Here is a 12,534-nt window from a genome sequence, read left to right as displayed (position 1 = left end):
TGGCAGGGAGCTGAACCTCAGGCGGAAGGATGACGTCTCTTATCCAGCATGCGCGAGAGGAAGGGAATGACCACGGCTCTATGTTGTGGAGGGTTCAATCCTGCAGGATGGTCCTTCTGCGGGGTTTGAAGCTCTTCTTGCCGTAGCATGTCCAGCAGGTCATAGACCGTTGTGATTTGATCCGAAGTTATAGCTAATTCTTTACCCTCAGGGTTACCGGGGACCTTGAAATTCCATTGTTTGTTTCCCATGGTTATCGCTCCTATTCGTGTGTGCCATTCGGCTGAGGCAGCATGCTTCTTTTATATTTCCATCATAATCTGCGCAGCGGATCATGTATAATGAAGGGAAATGATGGTGGCCATCACTGCAGCTGATGGGTGATCCGAGGGAGAGATGCGGTATGGATATGGGTCTTCTTAAAGTATTTCTGGCGGTTGCTGAAGAAGGTAGTATCTCTAAAGCAGCCCAAAGCCTGAACTATGTGCAGTCGAATGTGACAACCAGAATTCAGCAATTGGAGCAGGAGCTGAAGACTCCGCTCTTTTACCGGCATAGCCGGGGGATCACGCTGACCTCAGCGGGACAGACGTTCATGGAATATACGGTCAGGATTCTTAAGCTGCTGGACGAAGCCAAGCAGGCGGTTCTGGATTCGCCGGTTCCCAAAGGCTCGATTACGGTCGGCTCGGATACGACGGCTGCCGTCCGGCTGCCTGCCATCCTGTCCACTTACCGGGTCTGTTACCCTGATGTTGAAGTTCATCTGCAGGTCGGGCGGGCGAAGGAGCTAATTGATTCTGTCCTGCAGCATACCGTGCACGGAGCCTTTCTGGACGGACCGGTGGAGCATCCGGAGATTGTCCAGGAGCTGCTCATCCATGAACGGATCGGCCTTGTGATTCCGGATACGATGGAGTATCAGGGCATCCGGTCCATTCATGACAAGACGCTGCTGATCCTGAATGCGGAATGCTTGTACAGGATGAAGCTGGAGCAATGGCTCGCGGAAGTAGGCTGCCGGCTTGGGAAGGTGATGGAGTTCGGGACGATGGAAGGACTCCTCGGCTGCGTGAAGGCGGGAATTGGCTATGCGGTCTTACCTCTATCCTATTTCACCAGGATGAATGTAACGGAAGGCATCCGCATTTATCCGTTTCCGGAGAAGTATGCAGAGGTTCCGACGGTGTTCATCCGGCGGCGTGACCTCTATATGACGAGCGCTTTCCGGGAGTTTATAGAAGAGCTTAAGGCAGGGCTGCCTGAAGCGGTGAGCGGGGCAGATAGGACGGAGGACAGCGGCAGTGCTGTGAATTAACAGTTATAAAATCAAACAGCGGCACCCCAGCTGGCTTAGCTGGGGTGCCGCTGTTTAATGCAGCTTCCTGAACTGCTCCGGCGTAATCGCCGACTGCTTGCGGAAGGTGGCGACGAAATGGCTGACGTCGCGGAAGCCGACGCGCTGGGAGATGGATTTTACCGTAAGGTGGGGCTGGGTCACAAGCAGTTCCTTGCTCTTGCGGATACGCAGCCGGACGAAATAGGCATAAGGGGAGAGTCCGAAGGTCTGCAGAAACAGGCTGTTCAGATATCGCCCGGATACATCAAGATGTGCCGCGAGATCATAGAGTCCGACATCCGGGTCTCCGTAATGGCCGTCCATCCATTTCAGCAGCGGCTGCAGCTTATCCACATTGCGGGAGATTGCCGTATTATTATGCAGCTGCCCATATTTGTTCAGCGTTAGCAGGAACCGGTAGGCGTCCGTAGATTCACCCAGGTTGAACATGTCTCCGGAAGCATCATGGCGGTCAAGCATCTCCTTCAGCATATAGCGGAGCGGAGATTCATTCTCCCAGCGGTAGAGAAGATTGGTATTCATCGCGAGTGAATCCAGAATATGCCGGGCTGAAGTCCCGCCGAAGGTGAGATAATAGGTGCACCATACTTCGGAAGAGAGGGATTCATAGCCGTGTGGAACACCGGGCATAAGCAGAATGCCGCTGCCTTCAGTGAGTGTGATTCTTTTATTATCGATATGGATGATGCCCTCACCGTTCTCCGTCTGCAGCCAATGGTAAGTATGATAGCCTTGAGGACGGGTTACTTTTTCCTGATTCGGGTTATAGCCCATACTGTCGAGGGTAATCGGAAGCTGCTGCCCGCTCTCCTGGGCAAACACGATTCTTCGCACGGCACTCTCAGACATAATTGTCAACTCCTGTAGTTCCATATTATTATATATGAGTTCGTTTATTTTATATATAAAGCGGAACCGATAGTGATTAGAATAAGAATATACTTATATTATAAAGGATGTGCAAAGTGTGATCAACGAGAAATTATCTAAGATTTGGTACGGTGGAGATTATAACCCGGAGCAATGGGATGCCCCGGTATGGGCAGAGGATGAACGGATGTTCAAGCTGGCAGGAATCGATGTCGCTACCATTAATGTGTTCAACTGGGCAGCGCTTCAGCCGTCCGAAGAGACGTACGATTTCAGCGGTCTGGATGAATTGATTGACCGTCTATATAAGAATGGAACTTATGTATGTCTGGCTACCGGAACCGGAGCGCATCCGGCCTGGATGGCTCACCGTTATCCTGAGGTTACCCGGGTCGATGTCCAGGGCAGGAAGCGTAAATTTGGCGGACGGCACAACTCCAATCCGAACAGTGCGGTATACCGCAAATATTCGACACTTCTGGCCGGCAAGCTGGCAGAGCGCTACAAGGATCATCCGGGACTGGTGGCATGGCATATCTCCAATGAATATGGCGGATATGATTACTCCGAGCAGTCTGAAGTTGCCTTCCGCAACTGGCTGAAGGAACGTTACGGAACGCTTGACGGACTGAACAAAGCTTGGAATACCCGCTTCTGGGGTCATACCTTCTATGACTGGGAGGAAATCGTGGTGCCGAACGAGCTCAGCGAAGAGTGGAACGGCAACCGGACCAACTTCCAGGGGATATCGCTGGACTACCGGAGATTCATGTCGTACAGCCTGCTGGAATGCTATAAGCTTGAGTACAATGCCATCAAGGAGCATAGTACCAATATTCCCATTACGACCAACATGATGGGCTTCTACCCGGAGCTTGACTACTTCGAATGGGCTAAATATATAGACGTTATCTCCTGGGACAATTATCCGGCTCTGGATACACCGGTCAGCCATACAGCGATGACGCATGACCTCATGCGCGGCCTGAAGAACGGCCAGCCGTTCATGCTGATGGAGCAGACGCCAAGCCAGCAGAACTGGATGCCGTACAACTCGCTGAAACGTCCGGGCGTGATGCGCCTGTGGAGCTATCAGGCGGTGGCGCGCGGCGCGGACACGGTGCTGTTCTTCCAGCTGCGCCGGTCTATCGGTGCGTGCGAGAAGTATCATGGTGCGGTCATTGAGCATGTGGGACATGAGCATACCCGGGTATTCCGTGAATGTGCTGAGCTTGGACGGGAGCTGGAACAGCTGGGCGATGAGCTGTTGGATGCACGCAGTGCAGCACAGATCGGTATTATCTATGACTGGGAGAACCGCTGGGCGCTTGATCTCTCTAGCGGCCCGTCGGTGGCGCTAGATTATGTGAACGAGGTTCACAAATATTATGATGCGCTGTATCAGCAGAATATAGAAGCGGATCTGATTGGCGTAGAAGAGGACCTAACGAAGTACAAGGTTGTAATTGCACCGGTCCTGTATATGATCAAGCCAGGATTTGCGGCGAAGGTTGAAGCTTTCGTTCAAGCGGGCGGAACGTTCATTACAACCTATTTCAGCGGTATCGTTAACGAGAACGATCTGGTTACCGTTGGAGGCTACCCTGGAGAGCTGCGCAAGGTTCTGGGAATCTGGGCTGAAGAGATTGATGCCCTGCTGCCGGATATGCGCAATGAAATCGTGATGAATCAGGAATGGGGTCAGCTTAACCGTTCCTATTCCTGCGGTCTGCTCTGCGATCTGATTCATTCCGAAGGTGCGGAGGTGCTTGCCCAGTACGGCACTGACTTCTATCAGGGGATGCCCGCTCTGACCGTTAACCGCTTTGGCGAAGGCAAAGCCTATTATGTAGCCACCAGTCCCGATGGTGCGTTCCTGCGCGCATTCCTGGCTACGGTAAGCGCAGAGAACGGTATTGCTCCACTGGTAAGTGCACCGGAAGGCATCGAGTCCGTTCAGCGTGTGAAGGATGGCGTATCCTACCTGTTCCTGCTCAACCATTCCGCAGAGGAGCTTAGTGCAGATATCGGCACTGATGAACGGACAGACCTGCTATCAGGCAAGAAATGCAGCGGTTCCACTGTAGTGCCAGGCCGCGGAGTGCTAATTTTGTCGGATAAACAATAAACAGTAAACAGTAAATATAATACCTGGTTATGAAAAGCCGCCGCCCGTAATTACAGGGCGGCGGCTTTTGTGTTCTTTTTATTGGGTTAAGGAGCCGAAGTCCGTAAATTTCAGCTCAACGGTGATATGGATAGGCGTCCGGCTGAATACATCATCCCAGTGATCCTTCACCTTGTTCCACATCGCTGGTTCCTGGATACTGAGTCTGGTGCCGAAACCGGCGACATCGGTCTTATATTCGGACTGCAGCTTCTGAATCAGCGACTGCATCATCTGCTCCAGCCGCTTTTTAAACAGCTCTTCTGCTTTTTTTGAATGCTGTAAGTCCGAGGGGGATTTCTCTACATCCCACGTTTCAATCAGCCTTCCTTCCGTAGTGATTTTAACCTCGAAGGCCAGGGCGTCACCGTCTTTTTTGGTATTAATCTTACTTTTCATTGCTTTTAATTCGTAAGTCATTGGTTCTTTGTTCCAATCGTAGGTTTTGATCGTGCCGCTGTCACCCTCATTGGTCAGCCAGGAGAGACATTCGGTATCCTCCTGATTCAGCGCTCCTACCCAGTGTCCGCTATCCCCTTTAATAATGCCCGCACCGGAGAACTCAAGTTCGTCATTCGCCTTCACCAGATTCTGCAGCGCATAACTTCGTTTGGAGTGCATCAGGGCATCCAGTTTGGTTAAAATAACCGGGCTCAGCACCTTGCTTGTCCGGATCTGGTTACGGATCATACCTCTGATGTGAAATGAAGGAATCTCATTTTTTTGCATGGAGGCAAGGGTCTCCGCTGCACGGCCTTGACTTAAGAACACCATCGTACTGGGGCGGATATCATTGTCGCGAAGCAGGAAGTCCATTAATTGATTCATATTCTGCTGCTTGAGCAGCTCGGTCGATAGCACAATAACCTTGAGGTGATGCCCTATAATCGGATGGTCCCGGCGAATAGAGAACTGGCGGAAGATCTCCAGAACAGAATCTCCGGTTCCCGCTAAGTTAAAATATTGAGAATCAGTATTGTTGCCCTGTTGCTCCTTACCTCCTACAGAATTAACTGGAACAACCTGCACTGTGGCCGTAAGCCTGTTCTGTTTGTAATAAGTTGCACCCTGCTCTTGAAGTACCTTTTCTGTATCGGTGAGTTCACCTATATCCAGGGCCATGCCGGTGTATAACGCCAGATCTTCAATCTCCTTACTGCTCCAGCAGGAGGTCTGTGTAGCCAGAAGGATTAGGCTGCACATTAAGAGGATAAGCCTTCTTCTATACATGTTGTTTCAACCCTTTCACACGGATGAGCCAGATAACTGAGAGCAGTACGGGCACCAGCAGAAACAGGACGGTTCCCATCTTCCCGATAGCATCCCCGACTGCGAACAGATCTGATAACGTTTTAGGCAGCATTGCCGAAATGAAGATAACCGGAATCAAAGCATAAAGAATGGAGTGGAATTTAAGCCGGAAGATCTGCGAAATGCCGAGTGTGGCCTGGAAAAAGAAGCTGCTGAAATTGCAGAACATCTGCATCAGCCAGATGACCATGAACGGAAATTCCATGCGTTCGAAGATGAAGCCCGAAACTTCGAAGCTGCGCATCAGATCAATTGTAGGCCAGGTGCTGGTAACGGCGGAATCCACAGAGATACCGCCAATAACCATGACCACGGTCAGCAAATAGATAACGAGCAGGACTGAAAGGCCTCCAAGCATCGCTTTGACTGCCTGCTTTGGGTTCTGCATGAACGCTACGAGTGTCAGCGTAACCTCACAGCCGGTGAATATAAGCACAGTAGATTTCAGGCCGCTGAACACAGGGGCCAGTCCATTGCCGAGCACAGGGCGCAGATTATTGATATCAAACATCCGGAAGCTGAGTGCATAGGAAATGAACAGAGTCATAAGGCTGATTGGAAACACAATCTGAAAGACGCGGGCAATGGAATTGATGCCCCCGTACACCAGGTATGTACTGAGCCAGATTATCGGAAGAAGAATTGCCCAGATCGGGGTGCCTTCCAGCAGGAAGAACATAGTCACTTCAGCAACTGTACGGATTTCAAAGCCGGCAATAATGATGAAATAGAGGATCAGCAGCAGGCATAAGGCTCCGCCGATCACCCGGCCTGAAACTTGTCCGGCATATTGGAACACCGTTTTGCCCGGGAATTGCTGACTGATCTTCACCATCAGGAGTACTACCAGCATTACGATGGCTCCGCCGAGCAGGACGGACAGCCAGGAGTCCGGGGTCTTGACACTTTCGCTTACGCTGCGTGGCAGTGTAAGAATACCTGCACCCAGCAAAGTGTTGCTCAAGAAAACGGCCGCTTGTGTAGACGTGATTTTATCATCGGTGCGTATGAACATTAGGCAATCCTCCTTCCGTGTAGGCGCAGTTATGACTTTCGTTTATTCTGCCGGGTTTTCATCATCACAGGTCTGCGTTTCATCAGAGCCAGCGGGGCACGCAGGAACAGGTCCTTCCAGTCGCTCAGCCGGTAAGGGGATACTGGTGTGAGATACGGTACGCCGAAGCTTTTGAGCTTAGTGAGATGGCTGCAGATCAGCAGAAAGAACAGGATGGTCCCGTACATCCCGAGCATTGCCGCGAACATCATACCGACGAAGCGCAGCAGCCGCAGTGTGATTCCCGCACTGTACATTGGAATAGCGAAAGATGAAATGGCAGTCACGGCAACAACGATGACCAGAAATGGGCTGACTATGCCTGCCTGTACTGCGGCATCGCCGATGATCAAGCCGCCAACGATACCCATGGCTGGACCAATCGGCTTCGGTAGGCGGATGCCGGCTTCCCGCAGAATCTCGATAGCAACCTCCAGAATCAGTACTTCGATCAGGGAAGGAAAGGGGACACCTTGCCTGGTCTTGATGATGGAGATCGCCAGCTCTGTGGGAATCAGTCCCGGATGAAAGGAGATGAACGAGATGTACAGGGAAGGAGCCAGCAGTGCCAGGAATGCAGCGGCAAAACGCAGCAGCCGCAGACTGGTGCCGGGAAGCCAGCGCTCATAATAATCCTCCGGTGATTGCAGCAGCATACTGAAGGTCACCGGCACGATCAGAGCAAAGGGTGTTCCGTCAAGGAGGATGCCGATCCGTCCTTCGAGCAACGCGCTAATGACCCTGTCCGGCCGTTCTGTATTTTGGGCTTGCTGGAAGGGACTAAGGTAGTTGTCTTCAATCAGCTGCTCGATATAGCCGGATTCGGCCAGGAAATCGATATCTATTTTGTGGATACGGTTCTTAACCTCCTCCAGCAGCTCTGGATTGACGATATCCTTCATGTAGGCCAGAACGATATCCCTCTGAATGGTATTGCCTATCCGGTACGTCTTCATCTCGAGCTGCTCACTGAATCCCTGACGACGGAGCATGGAGGTATTCTCGCTTAACACCTCGGAGAAGCCCAGCCGGGGGCCTCTCAGCAGGGCCTCGGAGACTGGCTCTGCAATTGCACGGTTAGCTCCTCCGGGAAGCTCAATAAGGAGCCCGCAGGGCAGTCCTTCAATCAGCAGGGCACTGTGGCCGAAGAGGACGGATTTATTGAAGCTCCGTACACTGTCTGCTTCATTTAACTGGCTGAAGGGCAGCAGCTGGTTGGCAAGCTCTGCAGAGGACACCGGTCCGCGGGGTATCTCGTACATCAGAAACTGCATAATCCGCATATTAAGAATCCTGTCATTCTGCATGCCGTCTACGTAGATCAGCGCTCCCCGGCCTCCGCCATTCGCAATCATAAATTCCCGGATATGCAGGTCGCTGTTGGCACCGATAGCATTCTTCACCGCGAGCAGGTCGGTAGTGTAGTTGCCGCTGAAGGGGATTGCAGACGGTGTGCCGGCTTTTGCCCCGGCTGCAGACAGTGCTTGTGACCGGGGAACGGTCTTGGTGCCGTAGCCAGTCTGTCCCCGTCCGCTCCCTACGAGCAGGTACAAAGCTTTGTACAAGTATCCGAGGACAAGCGGAACGAGCAGTGCAACACCCGCTTGACCAAAGATTGCCCAGTCGGGTATATAGGATACAATGGTAGCAAGCAATCTGATCAACCCCCAGCCGCAGAAATTAAGAATCCGTGTTAATGAAGTTTTCCAAAGATTGCTTAGATTTAGTCATTTTCTCTAAAAAATATAAAATAAAAACCGGATGCACTCTTGTGGATACGCATCCGGTTTTTATTTATAGGTCTTATACAGATAAGAATTTAATGGAATGACGGGCGCCGCCTCTCCGCCAGGTAACGGACGCCATACAGTCCGTATGAATCTGGAGATGGCTGCCGGACTGCTCTGGGTATGGGCTGCCGGCCAACCTGAAAGCAAGCTTAAAGTTAGGCAGAGCTTTCCCGTAAGTTTCGCTTGGTGAAATGTTATATAATGCATAATAGAGTGGATTTGACAGGGAACAGGAATGAAGCGTTCAGGAAAGAGGCTGCACATGAAAACCTTACTGGTAACAGGCTACCGTGCGCATGAGCTCGGGATTTACGACAGTAAACATCAGGGTATTCCTTATATCAAAAAAGCGCTCGCCAACCGGCTCGCTCCGCTGATAGAGGAGGGGGTGGAGTGGGTTATTACTCCCGGCCAATACGGCGTCGATCTATGGGCTTGCGAGGTGGTGCTTGAGCTGAAACGGCAATACCCCGGACTGAAGCTGGGGATCATTACAGCCCATGCTGCGCCGGAAGAGAAGTGGAAGGAAGAGAAGCAGAATGAATACCGCCGTATTATTGCCGGAGCAGACTACTACGGAGCTGTGAGTAATGCACCCTATGACGGTAGCTGGCAGTTCAGGGCGAGAGACGATCTGCTGTTCCGCAAAAGCGACGGGATTCTGCTGTTCTACGATGAGGATGCTGCGGAAGGCAGTGCGAAATTCACCAAGGAACGGGCAATGAAGCTGCACGCTGAAGGTGATTATGAACTCTATCTGATGCATGCAGAGGAGATTCAGAACATTGCGGACGAAGAGAGCCAGCGCGATTACGAATGAGGAGGAGAGAGTCATGAACCAGGAAACCGCATTTACCGAGGATGTCTGTTATGTTATTCTGCTGAGCCCGACTGCACAGGACCGCAGAGATATGGATATCATCCGGGCGCATGTCAGACATCTGCAGGAGCTGGAGCGCAGTGGACAGCTGGTGCTGTGCGGTCCCTTCAGTGACAGTCCCGGCGGGATGGTCATTATCCGCGCAGCTTCACGCGAAGCAGCGGCAGACATCGCCGAGCAGGACCCGTACGTAACGTCGGGTATCCGCAGCTATGAACTACGCACCTGGGGCCTGTCCCATGAAGGCAACAGGCACATGGGCATAGCCACCGATTAGCGGCTTACAGCTTGCAGGGACTATGAAGGAATTTAGATGAAGCTCTGCAGTGAAGGCGCCTTACGGACCTTGTAATTCTGCTCGTAGGCATAAGCCAGACGGATGAGCACCGGCTCTTCATAGGCCCGTGCCGAGAAGGTTACGCCAAAAGGGGCGCCGGCCGATGTGTAGCCGGACGGTACTACAATGGACGGGTAACCGGCTCTTGACGTGATTCGTGCGCCGAAGTCAGCCGGGAATAAGAGGGCATCCAGCTGATGCTCCCGCATAGTGGCATCGATACCCATTTCCTTGCAGAGCCGCAGATCCGTCGCACGGTCGCGCAGATACTGCGGCTCGGTGAGGGTGCCGGAGGTGGTATATTCGGCATCCAGCAGGGTGGCTTGCCCGAACTTCAGTGTTTCTACCGGATGGGCATGATTGAAATCAATGATATCCTTCAGGGTTCGCATGGGAGCACCCGGGCCCAGTTTTGCCAAATAGGCGTTAAGTGAGGTTTTGAACTCATTCAGCACCACAGAGGAATAGCTGATCTCCCGTGCAGTTGTAATCTCTGCCGGATCAATAATGGTCGCCCCGAGCTCGCGCATTCTGTCCACTGAGGCATTGAACAGCGCGAGCTGTTCGTCTGTAAGCTCCTCGAAATAATAATCCCGCGGAATCCCGATGCGCGCACCCTTCAGGCCGTCTGCATCAAGGAAGACCGTGTAATCCGCGTGCAGTCTGCCTGTATTCGTACCCATTGAGGCATCACTGTTGTCCTGTCCAAGCAGGGCATTCAGCAGAAGTACAGCATCGCGGACGGTTCTCGCCATAGGTCCGGCGGTATCCTGCGTATTGGAGAGCGGAAGAATGCCAGAGCGGCTGATCATTCCCACAGTAGGCTTAATGCCGATGACCGATCCAAGGTTGCCGGGATTGAGGATCGAGCCCGAGGTTTCCGTTCCTACGGACACGGAGCAGAAATTGCAGGCAACCGCCACTGCAGATCCGGCGCTGGAGCCGCCTGTCGGCGTGGAGATATTGTAAGGGTTAAGCACCTGACCGCCCCGGGAGCTGAAGCCTGAGGGCATGCCGTTCGTCATGAAATTGGCGAATTCCGTCATATTGGCCTTGCCCATAATAATCGCCCCGGCTTCGCGCAGCCTGGTAACAATGAAGGCATCCTCCTGGGCAAAAGAATCCGCCAAAGCCAGCGAACCCGCACTGGTATGCATTTTATCCCCTGTGTTGATATTGTCCTTCAGCAATACCGGTATACCGTGCAGCGGTCCCCGGGGCCCCTGAAGCTGTCGTTCCACGTCCAGGGATTCAGCGATGAACAGCGCATCCGGATTAATCTCCAGCACGGAATTGATCGTCAGGCCGTTTTTGTCATGATCTGCAATGCGTTCAAGATACATAAGGACTAATTGTCTGGAAGTGATTTCTCCGGAATCCAGAGCGGCCTGAATCTCCGGTAGGGTAGCCTCTACGATTTCAAAACTCATGCGGGTTCACGCTTCTTTCCCTCTAGGTTTTAGGTTTTCTCCTTCATCTAACCATAGTTTTCCCTGTCTTCATAGTGTTGTTTTTGCTGTCCGGGTTACTCTTACAGTTCATGTTAGTTCTTAAAGAAATGTTAGAGGCGTATCTCCCGTGGTTAATAGTTGACATGCACTAACACATCTTGCCAATAACGATTAGGAGGATTACAACTTGAGAAAATGGACTGCATTATTCATGGGGGTTATTCTGTCTGCTGCCTTAACCGCATGCGGCAACAATGATACGGCTCAGCCGGCTGCTGATGCTTCTGAAGCCCCGGCAGCAGCTGCCGGTACTGCCGCCACTACAGCCCCAGCCGAACAGACAACCGCCGGCGTTCCGGCTCTGGAGGAACTGCTGCAGAAGACGGCTGCTGCACAATCGGAATTGAAGAGCTTCGCCATGAACTCGCAAATTCAGCAGAATATGGTGATGAAGCAGGGCGAAACCAATCAGGAACAGGCCATTGAGATGGCAGTGAACGCTGAATACACTAAAGATCCGCTGGAAATGCATCAGGAGATCGTTATGACTCTGGCAGGCCAGGGAGAACAGAAGATGGAGCAGTACGTAACCGCAGACGGTTTCTTCTCGCTGACGAACGGGCAGTGGGTTAAAATGCCGGCTGCGATGACTGAGCAGTTGACCGCTACTATGCAGCAGTCTGCAAATCCTGAGAAGCAGCTGGAGCAGTTCAACCAAATTGCTGACCAGACGAAAATCACCGAGGAAGGTGACAATTATCTGATAACAGCAGAAGTATCGGGCGAAGAAGTGAAGAATCTGGCGAAGAGCTATTTGAACCAGAGCGGAAGTGTAGACAGCCAGATGACTGCGATGATGGAGCAGATGAATATCAAGAGCATGAACATCGCTTACACCGTGGACAAGAAGACTTATTTCCCGACTTCATCGGATGTTAATCTGGTCATGGATATGAGCAGCGGTGAACAGACCGTCTCGATGGATATGAAGATGAAGGCGACCATTAGCGATCATAACAAAATCACGGAGATCAAGGTTCCGCAGGAAGCTCTGGAGGCGCAAGAGGTTCAAATGCCGGCAACCCAGTAACCGGCCCCAACTAAAGAGCATGCCAAACAGGAGGACCCGTAGACCGGGTCCTCCTGTTTGGTCAGGGCAATGCTGATTACAGGCTGATGAGCTATTGAAACGCCGCGGACTTGATGCTTACTTAGACGAAAAGAAGGACAGCCATATTAATGGGCTTAATTGTTGTATGAAAGAGTCAATTTCATAATTCAGTTTGCTGAATAGTTAGACTCGGCCCCAAATCT

At 51.9% G+C, this 12,534-nt stretch carries 11 protein-coding genes; 5 read left to right on the top strand and 6 right to left on the bottom strand.

Going from position 1 to position 12,534, the window contains the following annotated elements; genetic code table 11:
• Positions 1-17: 17 nt before the first annotated feature.
• Complete coding sequence (locus MKZ24_RS00055; RefSeq protein WP_340780887.1) at positions 18-251, bottom strand: hypothetical protein; 234 nt, start codon at positions 249-251, stop codon at positions 18-20.
• Between the two features lie 152 nt (positions 252-403).
• Between MKZ24_RS00055 and MKZ24_RS00050 the strand changes: the two genes are divergently transcribed.
• Positions 404-1,318, top strand: a complete 915-nt coding sequence (locus tag MKZ24_RS00050; RefSeq protein WP_042232730.1) for a LysR family transcriptional regulator — start codon at positions 404-406, stop codon at positions 1,316-1,318.
• 54 nt (positions 1,319-1,372) lie between these two features.
• On the opposite strand, the gene MKZ24_RS00045 is transcribed toward MKZ24_RS00050, so the two are convergent.
• Positions 1,373-2,209 (bottom strand): AraC family transcriptional regulator, encoded by an 837-nt coding sequence (locus tag MKZ24_RS00045; RefSeq protein WP_042232732.1) that lies wholly within the window; start codon positions 2,207-2,209, stop codon positions 1,373-1,375.
• 118 nt (positions 2,210-2,327) lie between these two features.
• Here MKZ24_RS00045 and MKZ24_RS00040 point away from each other — a divergent pair, with 118 nt between their 5' ends.
• A complete protein-coding gene (locus tag MKZ24_RS00040; protein WP_340780886.1) occupies positions 2,328-4,358 on the top strand; it encodes a beta-galactosidase in 2,031 nt (676 codons plus the stop codon).
• Positions 4,359-4,436: 78 nt separating this feature from the next.
• Here the strand turns inward: MKZ24_RS00040 and MKZ24_RS00035 are convergent, their stop codons facing one another.
• Genes MKZ24_RS00035 through MKZ24_RS00025 form a run of 3 tightly spaced genes read right to left on the bottom strand, consistent with a single transcriptional unit; the run spans position 4,437 to position 8,417 of the window.
• The gene (locus MKZ24_RS00035; protein ID WP_340780885.1) at positions 4,437-5,600 is read right to left on the bottom strand and encodes a Ger(x)C family spore germination protein; all 1,164 of its coding nucleotides are present in this window, start codon (positions 5,598-5,600) and stop codon (positions 4,437-4,439) included.
• A 19-nt stretch (positions 5,601-5,619) separates the two neighbouring features.
• A complete protein-coding gene (locus tag MKZ24_RS00030; protein WP_340780884.1) occupies positions 5,620-6,723 on the bottom strand; it encodes a GerAB/ArcD/ProY family transporter in 1,104 nt (367 codons plus the stop codon).
• Between the two features lie 29 nt (positions 6,724-6,752).
• The gene (locus tag MKZ24_RS00025) at positions 6,753-8,417 is read right to left on the bottom strand and encodes a spore germination protein (RefSeq protein ID WP_042232740.1); all 1,665 of its coding nucleotides are present in this window, start codon (positions 8,415-8,417) and stop codon (positions 6,753-6,755) included.
• A gap of 397 nt (positions 8,418-8,814) precedes the next feature.
• Between MKZ24_RS00025 and MKZ24_RS00020 the strand changes: the two genes are divergently transcribed.
• Complete coding sequence (locus MKZ24_RS00020) at positions 8,815-9,372, top strand: DUF1273 domain-containing protein (RefSeq protein ID WP_042232742.1); 558 nt, start codon at positions 8,815-8,817, stop codon at positions 9,370-9,372.
• Between the two features lie 13 nt (positions 9,373-9,385).
• Positions 9,386-9,709: a YciI family protein gene (locus MKZ24_RS00015; protein WP_052415982.1), complete on the top strand. Its 324-nt coding sequence runs from the start codon at positions 9,386-9,388 to the stop codon at positions 9,707-9,709.
• A 32-nt stretch (positions 9,710-9,741) separates the two neighbouring features.
• On the opposite strand, the gene MKZ24_RS00010 is transcribed toward MKZ24_RS00015, so the two are convergent.
• Positions 9,742-11,199 (bottom strand): amidase family protein, encoded by a 1,458-nt coding sequence (locus MKZ24_RS00010; protein ID WP_042232745.1) that lies wholly within the window; start codon positions 11,197-11,199, stop codon positions 9,742-9,744.
• A 208-nt stretch (positions 11,200-11,407) separates the two neighbouring features.
• Between MKZ24_RS00010 and MKZ24_RS00005 the strand changes: the two genes are divergently transcribed.
• Complete coding sequence (locus tag MKZ24_RS00005; RefSeq protein WP_340780883.1) at positions 11,408-12,310, top strand: DUF6612 family protein; 903 nt, start codon at positions 11,408-11,410, stop codon at positions 12,308-12,310.
• Positions 12,311-12,534: the final 224 nt, after the last annotated feature.

Source organism: Paenibacillus sp. FSL R7-0297 (assembly GCF_038009025.1).
Taxonomy (GTDB): domain Bacteria; phylum Bacillota; class Bacilli; order Paenibacillales; family Paenibacillaceae; genus Paenibacillus_AQ.
Note: the sequence above shows the minus strand (reverse complement) of the source record. Positions and strands in the feature narration are given on the sequence as shown.